This is a genomic window from Sandaracinobacteroides sayramensis (genome assembly GCF_022014495.1).
Lineage (GTDB): Bacteria > Pseudomonadota > Alphaproteobacteria > Sphingomonadales > Sphingomonadaceae > Sandaracinobacteroides > Sandaracinobacteroides sayramense.
Genome location: NZ_JAKLSQ010000009.1, coordinates 170,202 through 188,920, shown reverse-complemented (window position 1 = coordinate 188,920; position 18,719 = coordinate 170,202). Strand labels below are relative to the sequence as shown.

20 protein-coding genes are annotated in these 18,719 nt (G+C 64.7%); 7 read left to right on the top strand and 13 right to left on the bottom strand.

All coding sequences use genetic code 11. The annotated features are described in order from the left end of the window. Position 1: 1 nt before the first annotated feature. A complete protein-coding gene (locus L6Q21_RS08145; RefSeq protein WP_237830246.1) occupies positions 2-1,168 on the top strand; it encodes an epoxide hydrolase family protein in 1,167 nt (388 codons plus the stop codon). A gap of 6 nt (positions 1,169-1,174) precedes the next feature. Here L6Q21_RS08145 and L6Q21_RS08140 read toward each other — a convergent pair whose 3' ends face one another. Genes L6Q21_RS08140 through L6Q21_RS08125 form a run of 4 tightly spaced genes read right to left on the bottom strand, consistent with a single transcriptional unit; the run spans position 1,175 to position 5,479 of the window. Continuing rightward, positions 1,175-2,350, bottom strand: coding sequence for a CaiB/BaiF CoA transferase family protein (locus L6Q21_RS08140; protein WP_237830245.1), 1,176 nt, complete (start codon positions 2,348-2,350; stop codon positions 1,175-1,177). 13 nt (positions 2,351-2,363) lie between these two features. Further along, positions 2,364-3,167, bottom strand: a complete 804-nt coding sequence (locus tag L6Q21_RS08135; RefSeq protein WP_237830244.1) for an enoyl-CoA hydratase-related protein — start codon at positions 3,165-3,167, stop codon at positions 2,364-2,366. After that, positions 3,151-4,680, bottom strand: coding sequence for an acyl-CoA synthetase (locus L6Q21_RS08130; protein ID WP_237830243.1), 1,530 nt, complete (start codon positions 4,678-4,680; stop codon positions 3,151-3,153). Before L6Q21_RS08130 ends, L6Q21_RS08135 begins: the two co-directional genes overlap by 17 nt. A gap of 4 nt (positions 4,681-4,684) precedes the next feature. After that, a complete protein-coding gene (locus tag L6Q21_RS08125; RefSeq protein ID WP_237830242.1) occupies positions 4,685-5,479 on the bottom strand; it encodes an enoyl-CoA hydratase/isomerase family protein in 795 nt (264 codons plus the stop codon). A gap of 95 nt (positions 5,480-5,574) precedes the next feature. Here L6Q21_RS08125 and L6Q21_RS08120 point away from each other — a divergent pair, with 95 nt between their 5' ends. Both L6Q21_RS08120 and L6Q21_RS08115 read left to right on the top strand, forming a co-directional pair. Beyond that, complete coding sequence (locus tag L6Q21_RS08120) at positions 5,575-6,336, top strand: SDR family NAD(P)-dependent oxidoreductase (RefSeq protein WP_237830241.1); 762 nt, start codon at positions 5,575-5,577, stop codon at positions 6,334-6,336. A gap of 15 nt (positions 6,337-6,351) precedes the next feature. After that, positions 6,352-7,092 carry an antibiotic biosynthesis monooxygenase gene (locus L6Q21_RS08115; protein WP_237830240.1) on the top strand — a complete coding sequence of 247 codons (741 nt, stop codon included), beginning with the start codon at positions 6,352-6,354 and terminating at the stop codon, positions 7,090-7,092. On the opposite strand, the gene L6Q21_RS08110 is transcribed toward L6Q21_RS08115, so the two are convergent. Genes L6Q21_RS08110 through L6Q21_RS08075 form a run of 8 tightly spaced genes read right to left on the bottom strand, consistent with a single transcriptional unit; the run spans position 7,089 to position 14,652 of the window. Next, positions 7,089-7,988 (bottom strand): HpcH/HpaI aldolase/citrate lyase family protein, encoded by a 900-nt coding sequence (locus L6Q21_RS08110; RefSeq protein ID WP_237830239.1) that lies wholly within the window; start codon positions 7,986-7,988, stop codon positions 7,089-7,091. The two genes, L6Q21_RS08115 and L6Q21_RS08110, sit on opposite strands and share 4 nt — an antisense overlap. Next, positions 7,985-8,440 (bottom strand): MaoC family dehydratase, encoded by a 456-nt coding sequence (locus L6Q21_RS08105; RefSeq protein WP_237830238.1) that lies wholly within the window; start codon positions 8,438-8,440, stop codon positions 7,985-7,987. Before L6Q21_RS08105 ends, L6Q21_RS08110 begins: the two co-directional genes overlap by 4 nt. After that, positions 8,440-9,966 (bottom strand): AMP-binding protein, encoded by a 1,527-nt coding sequence (locus L6Q21_RS08100; protein WP_237830237.1) that lies wholly within the window; start codon positions 9,964-9,966, stop codon positions 8,440-8,442. The genes L6Q21_RS08105 and L6Q21_RS08100 overlap by 1 nt, the downstream gene beginning before the upstream one ends. A gap of 3 nt (positions 9,967-9,969) precedes the next feature. Continuing rightward, complete coding sequence (locus tag L6Q21_RS08095; RefSeq protein WP_237830236.1) at positions 9,970-10,752, bottom strand: enoyl-CoA hydratase/isomerase family protein; 783 nt, start codon at positions 10,750-10,752, stop codon at positions 9,970-9,972. Beyond that, positions 10,749-11,972 carry a phosphotransferase family protein gene (locus L6Q21_RS08090; RefSeq protein ID WP_237830235.1) on the bottom strand — a complete coding sequence of 408 codons (1,224 nt, stop codon included), beginning with the start codon at positions 11,970-11,972 and terminating at the stop codon, positions 10,749-10,751. Before L6Q21_RS08090 ends, L6Q21_RS08095 begins: the two co-directional genes overlap by 4 nt. Continuing rightward, positions 11,969-12,442, bottom strand: a complete 474-nt coding sequence (locus tag L6Q21_RS08085; protein ID WP_237830234.1) for a hypothetical protein — start codon at positions 12,440-12,442, stop codon at positions 11,969-11,971. Before L6Q21_RS08085 ends, L6Q21_RS08090 begins: the two co-directional genes overlap by 4 nt. A 13-nt stretch (positions 12,443-12,455) precedes the next feature. Next, a complete protein-coding gene (locus tag L6Q21_RS08080; RefSeq protein WP_237830233.1) occupies positions 12,456-13,508 on the bottom strand; it encodes a phosphotransferase family protein in 1,053 nt (350 codons plus the stop codon). A gap of 10 nt (positions 13,509-13,518) precedes the next feature. Then, on the bottom strand, positions 13,519-14,652 hold the full coding sequence (locus tag L6Q21_RS08075) for an Rv3169 family protein (RefSeq protein WP_237830232.1): 1,134 nt from the start codon (positions 14,650-14,652) through the stop codon (positions 13,519-13,521). A 233-nt stretch (positions 14,653-14,885) separates the two neighbouring features. Between L6Q21_RS08075 and L6Q21_RS08070 the strand changes: the two genes are divergently transcribed. The 4 genes from L6Q21_RS08070 to L6Q21_RS08055 all read left to right on the top strand — a co-directional run bounded on the left by L6Q21_RS08070 (position 14,886) and on the right by L6Q21_RS08055 (position 17,429). Further along, positions 14,886-15,302 (top strand): MarR family winged helix-turn-helix transcriptional regulator, encoded by a 417-nt coding sequence (locus L6Q21_RS08070; RefSeq protein WP_237830231.1) that lies wholly within the window; start codon positions 14,886-14,888, stop codon positions 15,300-15,302. Positions 15,303-15,590: 288 nt separating this feature from the next. Further along, positions 15,591-15,788, top strand: coding sequence for a hypothetical protein (locus L6Q21_RS08065; protein ID WP_237830230.1), 198 nt, complete (start codon positions 15,591-15,593; stop codon positions 15,786-15,788). A 19-nt stretch (positions 15,789-15,807) separates the two neighbouring features. Further along, positions 15,808-16,659: an SDR family NAD(P)-dependent oxidoreductase gene (locus L6Q21_RS08060; protein WP_237830229.1), complete on the top strand. Its 852-nt coding sequence runs from the start codon at positions 15,808-15,810 to the stop codon at positions 16,657-16,659. Between the two features lie 2 nt (positions 16,660-16,661). After that, complete coding sequence (locus tag L6Q21_RS08055) at positions 16,662-17,429, top strand: enoyl-CoA hydratase-related protein (protein WP_237830228.1); 768 nt, start codon at positions 16,662-16,664, stop codon at positions 17,427-17,429. A gap of 146 nt (positions 17,430-17,575) precedes the next feature. Here the strand turns inward: L6Q21_RS08055 and L6Q21_RS08050 are convergent, their stop codons facing one another. Then, entirely contained in the window at positions 17,576-18,715 is a 1,140-nt protein-coding gene (locus L6Q21_RS08050) for a thiolase family protein (RefSeq protein ID WP_237830227.1), read from the bottom strand. Positions 18,716-18,719: the final 4 nt, after the last annotated feature.

Below are 18,719 nucleotides of genomic sequence, written 5' to 3'. Positions count from 1 at the left end.
CATGTATCCGCCACCGCTGGACGCCGAAGCGGGCGATGCCATCCTTCCCTTCCATGTCGATGTGCCGCAACCGGCGCTGGACGATCTGGCGCGTCGGCTGGCGCATGTCCGCTGGCCCGATGCCGGCACCGTCGCCGACTGGTCGCAGGGTGTGCCGCTGGATCGGATGCAGGCATTGGTCGGTTACTGGCGAGATCGATATGACTGGCGCCGCTGCGAGGCGGCGATCAACCGCTGGCCGGGCTTCCGCACCCGGATCGACGGGCTGGGCATCCATTTCCTGCATGTGCGGTCGCCGCATGCCGGCGCCATGCCGATGCTGCTGACGCACGGCTGGCCGGGCAGCATATTGGAATTTCTCGAGGCGATCGGCCCGCTGACCGACCCGCAGGCCCATGGCGGCGATGCCGCCGATGCCTTTCATGTCGTGATACCGTCGCTGCCTGGCTATGGCTTTTCCGACAAGCCTGACGCCACCGGCTGGAATGTCGAGCGGATCGCTCGAACCTGGCATCTGCTGATGCGGCGGCTGGGCTATGACCGCTATGTAGCGCAAGGCGGCGACTGGGGTTCCGCCATCACCCGTGCCATGGCCGTGCAGCAACCGCCCGGTCTGCTGGGCATTCATCTGAACATGGTGGTCTGCTTTCCCCCGCCGGACGAGGATTACAGCGACCCGCAGGCCGTGGACGCACGCGAGACGGCGGAAGCGCACAAGCAATGGGGGCTTGGCTATTCCACCCAGCAAAGCACGCGGCCGCAGACGCTGGGCTATGCGCTGGCGGATTCGCCTGTTGGGCAGGCAGCCTGGATCTACGAGAAATTCCACGCCTGGACCGACAATGGCGGCGAGCCGGAGGAGGTGCTGAGCCGCGACTCCATGCTCGACACGATCATGCTCTATTGGCTGACGGACAGCGCGGCATCTTCGGCGCGGCTCTATTGGGAAAGCTTCCGCAGCGCCTTCGGGAATGCCCCGATTTCCCTGCCGGTCGCCTGCAGCATCTTCCCGCGGGAAATGCGGCGGCCGCCGCGGCGCTGGGCGGAAAGAATATTCTCCGACATCATCCACTGGGGGCAGCCGGCGCGTGGCGGGCATTTCGCCGCGCTGGAGCAGCCGGACCTGTTCGTGCAGGAAGTGCGTACCGGCCTGCGGTCGCTGCGCTGATTCCGTTCAGATCACGCCGGCCTCGCGCAGGCCGGCGATTTCCTGCGGCGTAAAGCCGGCCTCGGCCAGCACCGCGTCGCTGTCTTCGCCGGGGCGCGGCGGGCCCTTTCGGATGCTGCCCGGCGTCTTGCCGAAGGTGACCGGCGGCTTCACATAGGGCGCCGGCCTTGAAAGCCCTTCCACCGGCACCGGCATCAGAAACTGTTCCCGCACATGCGGGTCGTCCAGCGTCTGCTGCGGGGTCAGCAGCGGCCCGGCAGGAATACGGTTCGTCTCCAGGATCGGCAGGATCTCGGCATTGCTGTACTGCCGCGCCCATGCGGTGACGATTTCGCTCAACGCCTCGCCATTTTCGGCACGCAACTCGTCGGTCGCGAAACGCGGGTCGTCCAACAGCTCCTCCCGGCCGATCATCCGCATGAAGCGACGGAACATCGCATCGCCCAGCGCCACCATATAGACCCAGCCATCCTTCGTCTGGATGAGGTCCGCCGGACCGCCCGATTGCGCGCGATTCCCGGTGCCGACGCGGTTCGTCCGGTTGAAATACTGGTCGAACAGGAAATAATTGCCCACCGTCAGCGCCGTCTGCAGCAGGTTGGTTTCCACCTTCTGCCCCTCGCCTGTGCGGTTGCGGTGGTGCAGCGCCGCCATCGCCCCGAAGGCCGCGAGGAAGCCGGTGCTCATGTCCACCCAGGCCGAATTATGCTTCATTGGCTTGCCCGGCTCGCCGGAGATGTGGGTCAGCCCGCTCATCACCTGGGCGATCGCGTCGAAGCCCAGCCTGTCGGCATAGGGGCCTTCGTTGCCGAAGGTCGTCAGGTGCACGAAGATGATGTCGGGCTTGATACTGGCCATCCGGTCGTAATCCAGCCCCAGCGAGGCGGCCGTCCTGCGGGGCAGGTTGGCGACGACGATGTCGGCCGTTGCCAGCAGCCGGTCGAACACCGCCCGGCCTTTCTCGCCGGAGAGATCGAGCGAGAGGCCGCGCTTGTTGCGGCCAAGCTGGGTGAAGCCGACACCGCCGTGGAAGCCCTCGTTGAAGGGCAGGGTGGTGCGGTCCTCGGCGCCGCCCGGGGCTTCGATGCGGATCACATCCGCGCCCAGATCGGCGAGCAGCGCGGTCGCCGCCGGGCCTGCCACGAAGCGGGTGACATCCAGCACGCGGATATCGTCGAGCATTCCGGTCATCGTCTCAAAGCCCCCTGAACATCGGCGTGCGCTTTTGGGCGAAGGCGGAAACGCCTTCGGGGAAATCGGCGCTGGCGGCGCAGATGCCGGCGGACCGCGCTTCCTGTGCCAGCTGCCGGGCAAGACTGTTGCCCGAAGCGCCATTCAGCAGCAGTTTCGCCTGTCCCAGCGCCACGGCCGGGCCATCGGCGAGCCGCCGCAGCAGCTTTTCCGTCGCGGCATCCAGCTCGTCATCCGCGTGCAGCCAGTTGACGAGGCCGCAATCGACCGCATCGGCCGCCATCAGCCGTTCGCCCAGCAGGCACATCTGGCGAGCCTTGCGCAGTCCCACCACGCGCGGCAGATGCCAGCTCGTGCCGCCATCCGGGCTGGTGCCGATAGCGGCATTGGCCACCACGAACATCGCCGTTTCCGATGCCAGCGCGAAATCCGCGGCCGCGACATAGCCGATGGCGGCGCCGGCGCAGGCCCCACGGACGCTGGCGACGATGGGTTTCGGTATCCGCTCCATCAACTCGAACAGCGGCAGGGTGTCCAGCGCCAGCGTTTCGAACAGGGCGCGCCGGGCTTCGGGCGAGGCGTCCACTGCCTGCGCGAAGCCTTTCACATCGCCGCCGGCCATGAAATGCTCTCCGGCCCCGGTGATCGAGATGGCGCGCACGTCGGGCTCATGCTCGCAGCGGCGCAGGAAGGCGATCATCGCCTCCACCATGCCGGCCGTCAGCGCATTGCGCGCTTCCGGCCGGTTGAAGGTGATGCGGGCGATGCCATCGGCGACCCCGGTCAGCAGTTCAGGCTGGGTGGACAAGCGCGTCTCCTGTGGTGCGGGGCGGCCAGTAGCGGGCTTTCAGCAGACGCTTCAGCAGCTTGCCGGTCGGCTCGCGGGGCATTTCGGTTTCGAAATCGATGCTCCGTGGGCATTTGTTGTGGGCCAGCCGATCGCGGCACCAGTCGATCAGTTCGGCGGCCAGTTCCGGGCTGGCTTGTCCGCCATCCCGCAATTGGATCACCGCCTTCACCTGTTCGCCATATTCGGCATCCGGAATGCCGAATACCGCCACATCCTGCACGGCGGGGTGGGTGGCGAGCAGATTCTCCGCCTCCTGCGGATAGATGTTCACGCCGCCGATGTTGATCACATGATCGCGGCGGTCGGTCAGGAACAGATAGCCCTCCTCGTCGACATGGCCGATATCGCCAAAGGTGGCCCAGCCGCGCGAATCATAGGCGCCGGCGGTTTTCTCGGCATCGTTGTGATAGGAGAAGCCGCCACACCCTTCAAAGCAGACCAGCCCTATTTCATTGGCAGCCAGTTCGCGGCCGTCTTCGCCGACGATATGCAATATGCCGCGCGTGGCGCGGCCGACCGAGCCTCTTTTGCGCAGCCATTCATCAGGCCCGATCGCCGTCTGCCCCACGCTTTCCGATCCGCCATAATATTCGTGCAGGATCGGCCCCCACCAATCCATCATCGCCTCTTTCACCGGCACCGGGCAGGGGGCGGCGGAATGGATGGCGTAGAGATGGCTGCTGTTGTCGAATCGGCGTTGGGCGGCATCCAGTTGCAGCATGCGGATGAACATGGTGGCGACCCATTGCGAATGGGTCACGCGATGCCGCTCGATGGCCTGCAGGGCGGCCAGAGGATCGAATCTTTCCATCACCACGACCGTGCCGCCGACCTGCTGCACCGCCATGGTGAATTTCAGCGGGGCCGTATGATACAGCGGCGCCGGCGACAGATAGACGCTCCGGCTGTCGAACGCGTAGAGGTCCACCAGCACCTGGGTGAGCTGCGGTGGCTCGCCGATGGGGGCAGGCGTCATCCGTGGGGTGATGCCCTTCGGCCTTCCGGTCGTGCCCGATGAATAGACCATCGCCGCACCCCGCGTTTCATCGGCGATGGGCGTATCGGGCATGCTTGCGACGGCTCGCTCATAGTTGCCGCCCACGGTCAGCGTCAGCACCTCGTCGCCCAGCGCTGCGGCGATCCCGGCACAATCCACCGCAGGAGAGGCGAACAGCAGACATGCGCCGCTGTCCCGCACGATATAGGCCGCCTCGGCGGCCTTCAGCCGGGTGCTGACAGGCACGAACAGCAGCCCGGCGTTATAGGCGCCCCAGGCGATCTCGAAATAGCGGGGATGGTTTTCCAGCCAGATCGCCACCCGGTCTCCGGCTCGAAGCCCATGGGCGCGCAACAGGTGGGAAACACGGTTCGCGCGCGCATCCAACTGGGCGAAACCGATCGCCTCGCCGCTGTCCGCCATGATGATCGCCGGCTTGCCGTCTTTCCGGCCGATATGGTCGCGCGGGTGCATGGCCCTAGCGGTTCGTGAAGCTGGGCTTGCGCTTTTCCTTAAGCGCCGCCAGCGCCTCTTTCAGATCGTCGGTGGTCATCGCATATTGTTCCAGCGCCATCGCGAATTCGAAATGATCCAGCGCGGCGCGCTGCATGCTGTGGTTCAGCGCCCGCTTCGTATATTGCACGGCGACAGGCGGCAGGGCCGCCACCTTCGCCGCCAGTTCGCGGGCCAGCGGCAGTACCTGCTCCGGATCGTCCACCAGCTCGGAAACGGCTCCCAGGCGGTGCGCTTCCTCGGCGCCGATCGGGTCGCCGGTCAGCAGGTGGCGCTTCGATTTCAGCAAGCCGAAGGCGGCCGGCCACACCAGCGTGCCGCCGTCGCCCGCCACCAGCCCAACCTTCACATGCGGATCGCCGATGCGGACATTGCGCGACGCGACGATGATATCGGCGGAAAGTGCCAGCGACGTGCCCAGCCCATAGACATCGCCCTGCAATGCCACGATCACCGGCACGGCAATTTCCGCCATGCCGTGGATCACCCGGCGGCCGTTGTCATAGGCGTCCATACGGGCGTCGTAATCGTCGATCAGCCGCTGAATCTCGTCGAAATTGCCGCCGGCGGAAAAGCAGCGGCCCGTCGATGCGATCACAAGAGCACGCAGCCTGCCAGGCCGGCGCAGCTTTTCGATCACGGAGATGATCTCGCCCGTCATCTGCTCGTCCATCGAGTTCAATATATCAGGCCGGTTCAGCGTCAGCGTGGCGACATGATCCTCCTCGGCATAAATCACCTGCTTCAGATCGCCTGCCATGCTGCTTGGCCTCCCATTGATTGTTGGCGTATGATAATGTTGCGAACTGATTTTGCAATCCGTATCCTTCCGCGAGAATGAAACGGAGGCGAGGGATGGGAAAGCGATTCGAGGACAAGGTCGCGCTGGTGGTGGGAGGGACATCGGGCATCGGCCTTTCGACGGCTCGGGCATTTGTGGCCGAAGGTGCCCGCGTGATGATCGCCGGCCGCCGCGTGGCCGAAGGCGAAGCCGCGGTCGAATCCATTCGCGAGGCGGGGGGGACCGCCGCCTATGTCGCGGCGGATGTGACATCGGCCGAATCGGTGCAGGCGATGGTGCGGCGGACGGTCGAGATCTTCGGCTCGCTGCATGTCGCCTATAACAATGCCGGAATCACCGGCACGGTGAACCTGTTCGTCGAGGACGCCGAGCTTTCGATGTTCGAGCAGGTGATGGCGATCAACGTGACCGGAACCTGGCTGGCGATGAAATATCAGGTGCCGGCGATCCTGGCATCGGGGGGTGGGGCAATCGTGAACTGCGGATCGGTGGCGGCGCTGCGCGGCAGCCCCGGTTGCAGCGCCTATTATGGCAGCAAGCATGCGGTGCTGGGGATGACGAAGTGCGTGGCGCTGGAAAATGCGGCGCGGGGCATTCGGGTGAATGCCGTCTGCCCCGGGCTTGTGATGACCGATCTGGTCGAGGCCGGATTCGCCACCGCCCAGGAAAAGCTGGCGCTGCTGACGAGCCGCATCCCGATGCAGCGCCCGGGACAGCCCGACGAAGTGGCGCAGGCCGTGCTTTGGCTGGCCTCCGACGACGCCGCCTATGTGAACGGCGTGGCTCTGCCTGTCGATGGCGGCATATCCATCTGAAAATGGGGGAGACATATGGGAAAAATCTATGGCTTCGGGCCGATCGACATTCACGAAGGGCAAGAGGAAGCGTTCATCGAGGCCGCGCGCGCTTGCCATGAAGCGATCCTGCCCGACCTCACCGGCACCCGTTATTACGAGTGGTTCCTGAGCGCGGACGGCCGCAACGGCTATGTGATCGAGTTGTACGACGACCCGGAAGCCGTGGCGCTGCATGGCCGGATGCTGGATGGCCGGGTGGCGAAGGTTCTGCAACATGCGACGCTGCGGATAGAATTCGCCGGCGAGGTTCCGCAGATCCTGCAGGATCGCATGCGCGAAAGGCTGGGCGCGGTCGGCTATATCGGTCCCCGCGCCTTCGGTCTGATCGAGGGGCCGTCACCCCATCGCCATCCGCCGTCGGGTGACGAGCGCATCCTTGCGCTGGCCTGGTTCCGCCCGCACGACGGACAGGCCGAGGCGCTTTCAGCCCTGGCGCGGGAATCCTTCGAACAGGCAAGCGCAAAAGACCCCGGCACTCTGGCCTATGAATGGTTCCCTGACGGCAAGGGTAACTGGTTCGCCTTCGACGCCTATCAGGATGCCGAGGCGATGCTGGCCCATATGGCGAACTGCGGGCCGATCATGGGGCGCATTCTTGCCATCGCCGACAGCGAAACCCTGCTGTTCGGCACGCTGCCCCCGGCGATGGAGGCGCGGCTGCGCCCGGAACTCGGCATTCGCCGTTTCCCCCGCCGGCTGCATGGCGTCGGCTAGCGCGCGCCGAAGGCAGCGGCCTGCGCCAGCAGCTTTTCGGCCTGCTTGCGGTGAGGGATGTCGATCATCTTGCCGTCCAGCCCCACGGTGCCGGCGCCGGGGCTGGCGGCAAAGGCTTCCAGCACGCGGCGGGCATGTTCCACCTCGGCCGGAGAAGGCATGAAGCTTTCGTTGATCGCCGCCACTTGCGCCGGGTGGATGGCGATGCGGCCGGTAAAGCCCTGCGCGCGCGCGATACGGCAGGATGCGCGCAGCCCCTCCTCGTCGCGGAAATCGACATAAAGCGTATCCAGCGCCTGCACACCGGCCGCATGCGCGGCCAGCAGGCACATGGACCGCACCATGCGATAGGTGAAATCCCACTGGCCGCTGGCATCGACATTGGTGCTCGCGCCTACCGCCGCTGCCAGATCCTCCGCCCCCCATGTCAGCCCCAGCAGCCGTGACAGGCCCGCGGATGCAAATCGGCCAAGCGTGAACGGCGCTATCGCCGTTTCCGTCGCCACGGGAATGATCTTCACATGCCCTCGCTCCAGCCCGTGCGCGGCTTCCAGCGCATCGAGATAATGGGAAAGCCGGCGGACATCCTCCGGATCGTTCGTCTTGGGCTGGAAAATTCCGTCCGGCGCGCCCGCCATCACCGCGACCAGATCATCGAGCGTATGCGGGGTATCGAACGGATTCACCCGTACCCAATATTGCATCGGGCGCCTGGCAGGGTGGGTCGCCTTCAGGAAATCGGCGACCTTGACGCGGGCCGCCGCCTTGTTGGCGTGCGCCACCGCATCTTCCAGATCGAGAATCACGGCGTCCGCCCCACAGTCCTTCACTTTCGCCAGCTTCTTGTCGCTGTCTCCGGGGATGAACAGCATGGAGCGCAAGGGCAACGCTGTCATCGCGCGGCTTTCCGGCGCTGCAGGCCCGAACGCTTGCACGAAGCGACGAGATCGCCATGCTGGTTGAACGCCTGGTGCAGGAAGGTGACGATCCCCGCCTCCGGCCGCGACTTCGAATCCCGCAGTTCGATCACCTCGCTGACGACATGAATGGTATCGCCGTGGAACAGCGGCCTGGGAAAGCGCACCTCGTCCCAGCCCAGATTGGCGACCGCCGTGCCCAGCGTGGTATCGCCTACCGAAATGCCCACCATCAGCCCCAGCGTGAAGGCGGAATTGACAATACGGGCGCCGAATTCGGTGCCCTTCATATATTCCTCGTCCAGGTGCAGCAGCGCCGGGTTGTGCGTCATCGCGGTGAACAGGACATTGTCGGTCTCGGTCACGGTGCGATGGATGGGGTGTTCGAACTTCTGTCCCACGAACATCTCGTCAAACCAAACGCCTGCCATCAATCCCTCCTGCCTTTCTTCGCCAGCCACTCTTCTTTCAGATGGCGGGCATAGATTTTCCCGGTATCGTGCCGCGGCAGACTGTCCCTGAACTCCCAACTGCGCGGACATTTGATGGATGCGAGCGCCTCGCGGCACCAGTCGTGCAAGGCCCGTTCCAGCGCGGCGTGGCTCATCGCCCCCGGCAACGGCTGGATCACGGCGTGCAGGACTTCTCCCATGTCGTCGTCGGGCAGCGCGAACACACAGGCATCGGCGACGTCGGGGTGCGAAATGATGCGGTTTTCCGCCTCTTGCGGAAAGATGTTCACCCCGCCCGATATCGCCATGTTGCTGCGGCGATCCGTCAGATAGAGATAGCCTTCTCCGTCCACATGGCCAATGTCGCCCAGCGTGCTGCGGCCGTGCGCATCATGCGCCTGCGCGGTCCGTTCCGCATCATTGTGATAGGCAAAACCCGGGCCGCCCGAAAACCAGATGTTGCCGATCTCGCCCGTGGGCAGCTCGCGCCCTACGTCGTCCAGGATGTGCACCGCCCCCAGAAACGGGCGACCCACCGATCCCGGATGCGCCAGCCACTCGGCGGAACTGATCATGGTCAGCCCATTACCCTCGGTGCCACCATAGCTTTCCTCCAATATGGGGCCGAGCCACTCGATGGCGGCGCGCTTCATGTCGGGCGCGATGGGCGCCGCGCCATGCACGATCACCTGAAGAGAGGAAAGGTCGTGCCGGGCCTTAATGGTGCTAGGCAGCTTCAGCAGCCGGGCCAGCATGGTGGGCACCCAATGGGCGTGGGTGACGCGATGACGCTCCACCAGCAGCAGCGCGGCTTCCGCGTCGAACGCCTCCATCACGATCAGGGTGGCGCCCAGTTGCTGCATCGCCATGGCAAAGCGCATCGGCCCGGAATGATAGAGCGGACAGGGCATCAGATATACCATGTCTTCCGTCCAGCCGTAGCGCCGGGCGTAAACGGCAAACATCCGCGACAGGCCATCGATGCCGTCGTCGGGCAGCAATTGCTTGATCCCCTTGGGCCGTCCGGTGGAGCCCGAACTGTACAGCATGTCGGAGCCCCGGCTCTCATCGGCGATGGGGGTCGCCGGAAAGGCGTTGGCGTAACGGCCATCCGTCACGTCGATGAAGGCGACATCGGGAAACCGCGGCTTCAGGCGGGCGATGGTTTCGGACTGCCGCGCCGTGTGGAACAGCAGTCTTGCGCCGCAATTGTCCAGTATGAAGGCGATCTCATCCTCGCGAAATCGCCAGGAAATGGCGGTGTAATAAACGCCGGCATTGTGGCCAGCCCAGACGATTTCGTGGAAGACCGGAACATTCTCCACCAGCAGGGCGAAATGATCGCCACGCCGCAGACCATGGCTGCGCAGCAGATGCGCGCAGCGGCTGGCGCGTGCGTCCAGTTCGCCATAACTGATCGTCACGCCCAGCGACGGGTAGATGACAGCCGGCCTTTCCGGCTGTTCCGTCGCCCAGCGGCGGGGATGCTGTCGCAGCCTGTCCATGGCTTACCCCCGGCGGGTCATGAAGGCCGTGACCCGTTCGGCATAATCGGGGTGGGCGACCACCGCACCGATGTCGATGGTTTCCTGCGCCAGATGATCGGTGACGGAAATCCGGTGCGCCAGGTTCATCGCCCGCTTCGTGCGGCCCAGCGCTTCTTGCGGCAGGGCAGCGATCCGGGCCAGCAGCGCCTCCGTCCGATCGTCCAGATCCGCATCCGGCACCACCCAGTTCAGCAGGCCGAAATCCAGCGCTTCCGCAGGGCCGAAGATATCGCCCAGATAGGCGATCTGCTTCGCGCGCTTGGGGCCGATGTTGCGCACCAGATTATAGCTCAGCGCCGAATCGGGGATCACGCCCACGCGGATCTGTGCGGCTAGGAAGCGGCTGTTTTCCGAGGCGATGGCGAGATCGGCGGCTGCCACCATCGCCAGCCCGCCGCCCGCCGCCATGCCGCGCACGCGGGCTACCACCGGCTGGGGAATGCGCTCGATCAGGGCGAACAACTGGTTGCCCTTGTCGCCGCTGGTCATCCAGTGGTTGGCGCGTTCGCTGTCGGCCATGCCCAGAGTCGTTGAGAACTCCTTCACATCGCCGCCGGCGCAGAAATTGTCGCCGGCGCCGGTGATCAGCACCACCCGCACCTCATGGTTGAATTCGATGGAGCGCAGATGATCGCCCAGCCGCTCCCACATGCCGTTCTTCATCGCGTTCATCGCATGCGGGCGGTTGATCGTCGCGCGGGCGATCGGCCCTTCGATGGTGAAATCCAGTTCGGCGTCGGTCATGCAACCTCCATCGCTGCGGCCAGATCGCTGGCGAGGTCGCGCAACTGGCGCGGGAAGGTATTGTGCCCGATGGCCGCCACGCGAAGATCGCGGTCGGTCGCACTGTCATAGCTGTTGCGCGCAAAGCGGGTAAGCACCGAAAGCAGCAGCGTGCGCCACACGGTGAAGAAGGCCATGCGGCGGGCGCTGACGGGCGGGCCGCCGGCTTGGTGATAAGCCTGCATGAATTCGTCCCACGGCAACACGCGGGAAACGAGGAAGCGGCAATAGGCGAGGTCTTCGGCAGGGTCTCCGGCATGGGCGAGTTCCCAGTCCAGCAGGCCGGTCAGCCGATCACCGTCGCCCAGCGTGTTGTGCAGGCCGGCATCGCCATGCACCAGTTGCCGCTCGTTGCCGATATGCGGCATCTGGCCTTCCAACCAGGCGAAGGCCGAATCCATCAGCGGCACCGGGGGGCCGGCTTGCCGATAGCGCTCGGCATAGCTTTTCACATGCGCGTGTACAGGATGTTCGGCACGGCCGTGGGGCAGGGCGTCTGCCAGCCCCAGTTCGTCGATATCCAGCCGATGCAGGCGCGCCAGCTCGGCCGCGAAGTCCCGGCAGAAGGCGGGGCTGGCGTCGGTCGCGAACAGGCTGCCCTTCGCTGATCCCGCCAGCCGCTCGAACAGGATGAACCGCCCGCCGATGGCAGCCGGATCGCTTTCCAGATAGAGCGGCCTCGGCACCCGCAGGCCGGCTCCGTGCACGGCGCGGATCACCGGATATTCGTCGGCGACAGAGGTGCCGATCACCGCGGCGGAGAAGTCGCGGCGAACCACCAACTGCCGGCCGTCCGCGCATTCCAGCAGGATCGTCCCCTTGGAACGGCCGCCTGGCACCGTCGATACCTTCGTCACCTTCGTGCCGGGCTCCTTGTCGGCGAACCAGCGGGTGAAGCTTTCCGGCGCGATGGAAAGCTCGCCCGAGGTGCCGGCCGACATTGGCGGCGCGTTCAGGATGGCGGAGATCCTTTCCTCATGCGCCTGCCGCCAGTCCCGCTCGGCCAACACCCCCTCCGGCGGGCCGGATGGCGCGTCCGCCTCTACCGACATGCGGGCCAGCAGCATTTCTGCCAGTTCGCAGCGCAGGCGGGCGTGGCCGGGCGGCAGCTGCGGCGTTACGTCGGCGCGCAGCGCGGCCAATATGCTGCGCAGCTTTTCCGCCAGCAGCGGGTCATTCATACCGGCCTCCCCACATAGGTGGGGAAGAAAAAGCCGCTTTCACGATCGGCATGGCGCAGCAGATAGGCGCGCAGATCGGCATGCAGCCCAGCCACCCCGGCATCCGCGCGCTGGGCGTCGCAGTGCAGCAGCAGCCTGTCCACGATCTCCCGCCCGCGATGGTTGAGCGCCTGTAGCGCATCCACCCGCGCATAGCCGGCCAGTGTGGCCGGCGCTTCCGCCAGAAAATCGTGGAGTGCCGCGTCTGCATAGCCCGCGCGGGTGCCGGCGGCACGCAGCAGTTCCAGCAACTCGCTCGTGTCGGCGTGCAGCATCGGCCCTTCTTCTGCCACGCGCACCTGCAAATGATTCAGGATCACGTCCACGCTGCGCAGCGCGCTTTGCGCCCACTGGTCGTCTACCAGCGGCGTCACATGTTCCTTCAGCGCCAATTGCATGGCGGCGAGCATCTGCTGGCTTGTCGGCATCATCGCCTGCTCTCCCTCAGTTGGCGGCGTTTTCCGGGCGGTACGGGCTTTTCCGCCATTCGGCGACGATGCGGGCCGCCTCGTCGATCGGCTTGCCGATCATCATGCCCAGCAACTGCTCGAAAAGCTTCACCCGGCCAAAGCCCAGGTTCAGGCGCGGGACACGCGGATTCTCGCCCGAAAGGAAAGGGCGCAAGCCGTTGTTCAGTGTCGGCACCGCCTTCCAGACCTCCCACACGCGATAGAAATCCAGGCTGGAACGATCGATGGTGAAGCCGGCGGCGTTTTCGTAATGGCGCAGCGTCTGTTCGGCGTCACCCAATGTCAGCATGCCCTGCGAAAGCGCCCAGTCCTGCGCCGGGTCGCCCGCGAAGGCCAGTTCCCAGTCGGAAAGGGCGACGATGCGATCCTCCTTCCAGATTTCTTCCCCCATGCCGTTGTTGCCCTTGCAGAGCGAAATGCGCGGCGCGGTCGTGGGCAGGTGCTCCCGCAGCCAGAAGGCCGCCTCGGTGAGAAGCGGGAAGGGGTCGGTGCGGACTTCGTGGAAGATCCGCATCCAGCGGTCGAAATCGGCGCGCGCGCAATCGGCCGCCGATGCCGGCATGTCGACGAAGGCGGAAAAGCCCGTCGCATCCAGATCCAGCGTGTGCAGCGCCGCCAGCTTTTCCGCATGTTCGAAGGCGATGCGCTGCCGCCGGGCGGCGGCTTCGGCGCCTTCGTCGTACAGGCCGGGAAGGTCGTTGCTGCCGTCCACCATGCGGCGTACCATCACCGGCCGTCCATCGGTGATCGCCGGCGCAGCCTCGAACCACAGCGGTTCGGCCACCGGCACGACGGTCGCATGCAGGCCCTTGATGATGCGATACTCATATTCCAACGGCACCGGGCAGATCGGCCCGCCCAGCGCATCGGTGCGGAACACATAGCCGCCCTCTGCGCCGCTCTCCTCCGTCCATACCAGGAACGTCTCGCGGCTGATGCCGGGGAAAGTGCGCTTGTAGCGGATGACGCGCACATCGCCCCCCATGTGCTGGCGGAAATAGCTGTTCAGCGAGGCTGTATCGATCATCGCCACCTCTTCAGAATCCAAAGCGCGGCTGCGGGCCGATCACGAACATCGGCATATAGGCGCTTCCGGTTTCGCCGTTGATTGCGCATACTGCCAACTGCTCGCGATGCCGGGGCGTGGCGATGCTGCCATCGGGCATCACCACCTTTTCCGGGTCGGAAATGTCATAGCTGTCGATCTCGAAAGCTAGATCGCGCGAGCGCCACACGCCTTGTCCCTGACCGTCGTTGAAGCCGCCATCGAAGCCGCCGCCGCGATAGACCCATGGCCGGCCCACCGCCTGCGCCTCCAGCGGCACGGAGTGTCCGTTGGCCAGCGCCAAATCCAGCCGTATCCTGTCGAACACGCGCGTGCCGGGCTTGAACTTCACGTCATGGTCGATGCCCGTCACCTCGACAGGATCGCCCGCGCCGTCACGCACCTCGCCTTCGGTGTAGATGCGCTTGCCCTCGCCATCCTCGATCAGTTGCACGGCCCCGCTGGCGCCGCCCACCTGAAAGCCGGCGTGCACCAGGAACAGCCCCTTGCCTCCCGTGCGCGAAGCGGAGGCGACGCCGCCGCCGCCGGCCGTTCCCGTCATCGGCTCGAACCCGCCCACCCCGGGCCGCACGCCCCAGCTATGGTCGCGCCAGCCGAACCAGTCCTGCGCTTCATAGCAGTCGGTGTCGGCGACGATATGCCCGCTGATCCGTCCAAGCTGATTATAGCGCAGATAGTTGGTGTGCAGGCGCCCGTCTCCGCGCGACACATGCGGATGTTCCAGCCGCGGCGGGGCCGCGGCCCGGAAGTTCATCTCGAACGATATCGGATAATCGCCCGCCGCCAGTATATAGCTCAGATCATGGAAGGCTTCAGCGATGGTCAGTGAAAGCGGGCCGATGCGGGCGTCGCTGTCGGGCATCGGCCGTAGCTGGCGGGTCATCCGCACATTGTACTGGCGCGAAGATTTCGCCTGCACCATCGCAAAACCTTCCAGCACGTTCATATTCTTGAACATGGTGATTCCGGCCAGAAAGGCGATCTCTCCATCCGCACGGAACCCGCCCATCAACTGCCGGTCGTAAAAGCGATGGTCTGTGGTGTGGACGTGATCGAACGTCAGCGGCGCCTGGTGGTGCAGCGTCTCGTCGAGTGGCGTGAGCACGTTCTTCTCCCTCTTTGGCACAAGGCATATGGGCCATATGAGGGGAGGTCAATAGAAGTTCGTATGCATATGGTTCGCATACGAATATGTTGCATGTGCTCAATTATCTTGACAGTCGGGCGGACGAGTTCCATCGCAGAGGACCAACATATGGATTGCACGGCATGGACGACAGTGGCGCTACGAATGCAAATCAGTTTCGGCTAGGCTTCCTGATCCATGATGTTTCCCGATTGCGGCGCACTGTAATCGACAAATCCCTGAAGCCGCTCGGGATCACGCGGTCGCAATGGTGGGTGCTCAGCAATCTTTCCCGCCACACCAGCCACGAAATGGTGCAGACGGAACTGGCAAGCGTCCTTGACATCGGCAAGGTGGCGCTGGGCGGCCTGCTCGATCGGCTCGAAGCTGGCGGATATATCGAGCGAAAGGCCGATCCTTCCGATCGCCGCGCCAAGCGAATCGCGATGACGCGCAAGGGCGAGGAAGTGCTGGAACTGATGCAGGAACGTGGCGCCGACCTGAACCGCGAAACGCTGTGCGACATCAGCGAGGCCGAGATTCGAGCCGCCGAAGACATCATGTACCGCATGAAAAGGCGCCTGATCGAAATGGACGCGCACATGCGCCGGAACGGTAACGGCGCCTAGGTCGGGGACCCATATCCCCCTTCGTCCCCCCGGGCTTGACCCGGGGTCCAGCTTTCCGGCGACCTTGCTATTGATGCACGCACGCTCTTTCCAGCGGCGTGGAAAATCTGGGCAAATAGAACGCTTGCAAATAATATGTGTATATATAATCATCCCCATGAATAAGCGGCCGGCTTTGCGAGAGGCACCCTGAAGGCGCCCAGACCTGCCGGCTTCTTCGGGAGGTTAAATGTCTGATTGTCGCCATATAGTGCGGGCTATGCACAAGCCGCCGCAAAGGCGTTGCCGGTGAACGTCCAACGCAGCGGCTTCGCGCCGGGCAATGGGCTGTTGGATGATCCTGCCCTTGCCGCGCTCATGGAGTGGCGCGCATCACCCGCCATCCACGCTCGGGCCGGCATGATCTTTTCCGCTGCTTCAACTTCTCTTGTTCGCCCATCGGCTGTGACATCTCGCTCCATCATGCTGGCGAACATGATGCCATGATCTGACAGGAGGAACGCCGATGGGACGTGTCGTGCTGCTGACGGGTGGCGGTCGAGGGCTTGGCCGGATCATGGCACATGCGCTGGCAAAGGAGGGGCACCGGCTGATCCTGTCTTCCCGCAGCGAGGACACGCTGATCAAAACTGTAGAGGAATGCCGCGAGCTGGGCGCCGGCGACGTGCGTTACATCGTCGCCGATCTGGCACCCGCTGGCGGGGCGGAGGAACTGGCGGACGCGGCCCTGCAATGCTTCGGGCAGGTCGATGTGCTGGTGAACAACGCCGGCATGGGCATCAACGAGGTTTCGCCGGATTACCTCACCAACCCCTATCGTTTCTGGCGATCCGATCGCACGGTGATCGAACGCTATCTGGCGGTGAACACGGTGGCGCCGATGCTACTGGCCATCCGGTTGGCGAAACAGATGGTGGAACGCGGCTGGGGGCGGATCGTCGCCAATAGCACCAGCCTGGATACGATGCTGCGCACATCGCTGTACGGCGCCTCGAAATCGGGGCTGGAAGCAGAGACGGCGATCATGGCGAATGATCTGATCGGCACGGGGGTTACGGCCAATATACTGGTGCCGGGCGGTGGGTGCGGATCGCGGATGACGGACGAGATGGGCATCCCGCGCGAGGCCGTGTTGGCGCCGGAGATCATGGGGCCGCCGATGGCCTTTCTGGCATCGAACGAAGCCGATGGCATCAACGGCCGGCGCATACAGGCGCGGTTATGGGATGCATCCCTGCCACCCGCACAGGCGATGGCGGCTGCCGGCGACGTGATCGCCTGGACAGGCTGCGGCATACAAGGCCAGCAGCCTGCCATCACGGCCCGCAGTGCTCCAGGCCGCTATCAGGAGCAATAGGCATGGAATTCTGCACTCTTCGGCAGGAAGGCGCGATACTGATCGTGACGATGAACCATCCGGAAAAGCTGAACGCGCTCATTCCGGAATCCCATGAGCAGATGGCCGCCATCTTCCGCGGGTTTCAGGCCGATCCTGTACTTCGCGTGGCGATCCTCACAGGGGCAGGTCGGGCTTTTTGCGCTGGCTCCGATATTTCGGCCTATGTCGCCGGAACGCAGCGACCACTGCCTCCGGAGGGCGGCGCCGGACTTACCCATAACCGCGCCTTGACCAAGCCCGTGATCGCCGCGGTGAATGGGCTGGCCATGGGCGGCGGTTTTGAAATCGCGCTGGCCTGCGACATCATTGTTGCCGACGAAGGCGCAAGCTTTGCCCTGCCGGAGCCGAAGGTGGGTGCGGCGGCGCTGGGCGGCGGGTTGGTGCAACTGGCGCGCAAGCTGCCGCCTTCCATCGCCATGCAGCTGGCGTTGACCGGAGACAGGTTGCCGGCTGCCCGCGCCTGGGAACTGGGGCTGGTTTCGGAACTGGCGCCCGCTGGCGAGGTGCTGCGCGTGGCGCAGGACGTGGCCGGGCGCATATTGCAGGGCGCCCCGCTGGCGTTGGGGGCAACGCGGCAGATCGTGCGCATGGCGCAAGAGGGGGAGCCGCAGGCGGCGATCGACCAGGTGGAGCGGGAACTGCGCACTGCGGTTATGGGCAGCACCGATTTCGCCGAAGGTATGGCCGCCTTCATGGAAAGACGCCCGCCCGTGTGGACGGGGCGCTAGAATGGACAGATATTCAGGTAACGACCGACCTTGTAGCCCGATTTTCTGCCCTCTACTTTTCGATAATCGCGCTGTTTTGCATGCGCGGGATTGCATTGCGGCGCTGGCCTCAATCCCGGTCCGTTCCGTTTCTCTGGGCTGAACTCTCAGGCTTTTTCCAGGATGTGGACAGCGGCGCTGGTGCCCAGCCCGACGACATGCGTCATGCCGATCCGCGCGCCCTCCACCTGTCGTTCGCCAGCCTGGCCGCGCAGATGCAACGCGATCTCATACATGTTGGCAATGCCGGTCGCGGCGATCGGATGCCCCTTGGAAAGCAGCCCGCCCGACACGTTGACAGGGATACGCCCTCCCAGTTCGGTAGAGCCGTCGCGGATCAACGCCACGCCCTCGCCCTCGCCGCAAAGCGCGAGGTTCTCGTAATGCTGCAGTTCGACCGAGGCGAAACAGTCGTGCAGTTCCACCAGGTCGATATCCGTCGGCTCCACCTCGGCCATGGCATAGGCCTTTTGTGCGGCAAGTCGCGTCGGGCCGTTCACATCGTGCATGATCGGGTCGCGTTCCTGCCATGGCGCCGATGCCATCGCGGAACCCCGGATGCGGATCGCCCTGTCCATCAGGCCGCGCTGGCGCACCTTTTCGCCCGACATCACCACCGCCGCCGCCGCGCCGTCGACATTCACCGAGCACATCAGCTTGGTGAGAGGCCATGCGATGGTTTCCGCTTCCAGCACCATGTCCAGCGGGGTTTCCTTGCGCAGGAAGGCCTTGGGATTCATCGTGGCATGATGATGGTTCTTTACCGCGACCTGCGCGAAATCGCCCTGCGTGGCGCCCGTCCGTGCCATATACTCCACCCCGGATTCGCCGAACACCGCCGGCATCGTCGCGGAGCCCAATATCCCTTCCGTCGGGATAGAGCCGGGGGTCGCGCCGCCCAGCATGCCAAGGCCGGTCATCTGCTCTACACCCACGCACAGCAGCGTATCGAATTCGCCGGCCTTGATCGCCGTATAGGCCATCCGTACCGCGGAAGCGCCGGTCGAGCAGGCGTTGACGAGGTTGATGATCTGTACGCCCGTCTGGCCGATCTGCTGCAGCACGCGCTGGCCGATCATGGTGGTGTAGTTGCTGCCGGAAAACACCGCCTGCACATCGCCGATGGTAATATCGGCTTCGTCCAGCGCGGCCAGAGCCGCTTGTGCGCCCAGTTGCGCCGGCGTGCGGTGCTGGTATCGGCCGAAGTCGATCATATTGATGCCGACGATGTAGATGTCCTCGCTCATGGTC

Coding starts and splice junctions, on each gene's coding strand:
- L6Q21_RS08145 (WP_237830246.1), top strand. CDS start 2: ATGTATCCGCCACCGCTGGACGCCGAAGCGGGCGATGCCATCCTTCCC.
- L6Q21_RS08140 (WP_237830245.1), bottom strand. CDS start 2,350: ATGCTCGACGATATCCGCGTGCTGGATGTCACCCGCTTCGTGGCAGGC.
- L6Q21_RS08130 (WP_237830243.1), bottom strand. CDS start 4,680: ATGCACCCGCGCGACCATATCGGCCGGAAAGACGGCAAGCCGGCGATC.
- L6Q21_RS08125 (WP_237830242.1), bottom strand. CDS start 5,479: ATGGCAGGCGATCTGAAGCAGGTGATTTATGCCGAGGAGGATCATGTC.
- L6Q21_RS08120 (WP_237830241.1), top strand. CDS start 5,575: ATGGGAAAGCGATTCGAGGACAAGGTCGCGCTGGTGGTGGGAGGGACA.
- L6Q21_RS08115 (WP_237830240.1), top strand. CDS start 6,352: ATGGGAAAAATCTATGGCTTCGGGCCGATCGACATTCACGAAGGGCAA.
- L6Q21_RS08110 (WP_237830239.1), bottom strand. CDS start 7,988: ATGACAGCGTTGCCCTTGCGCTCCATGCTGTTCATCCCCGGAGACAGC.
- L6Q21_RS08105 (WP_237830238.1), bottom strand. CDS start 8,440: ATGGCAGGCGTTTGGTTTGACGAGATGTTCGTGGGACAGAAGTTCGAA.
- L6Q21_RS08100 (WP_237830237.1), bottom strand. CDS start 9,966: ATGGACAGGCTGCGACAGCATCCCCGCCGCTGGGCGACGGAACAGCCG.
- L6Q21_RS08095 (WP_237830236.1), bottom strand. CDS start 10,752: ATGACCGACGCCGAACTGGATTTCACCATCGAAGGGCCGATCGCCCGC.
- L6Q21_RS08090 (WP_237830235.1), bottom strand. CDS start 11,972: ATGAATGACCCGCTGCTGGCGGAAAAGCTGCGCAGCATATTGGCCGCG.
- L6Q21_RS08085 (WP_237830234.1), bottom strand. CDS start 12,442: ATGATGCCGACAAGCCAGCAGATGCTCGCCGCCATGCAATTGGCGCTG.
- L6Q21_RS08080 (WP_237830233.1), bottom strand. CDS start 13,508: ATGATCGATACAGCCTCGCTGAACAGCTATTTCCGCCAGCACATGGGG.
- L6Q21_RS08060 (WP_237830229.1), top strand. CDS start 15,808: ATGGGACGTGTCGTGCTGCTGACGGGTGGCGGTCGAGGGCTTGGCCGG.
- L6Q21_RS08055 (WP_237830228.1), top strand. CDS start 16,662: ATGGAATTCTGCACTCTTCGGCAGGAAGGCGCGATACTGATCGTGACG.
- L6Q21_RS08050 (WP_237830227.1), bottom strand. CDS start 18,715: ATGAGCGAGGACATCTACATCGTCGGCATCAATATGATCGACTTCGGC.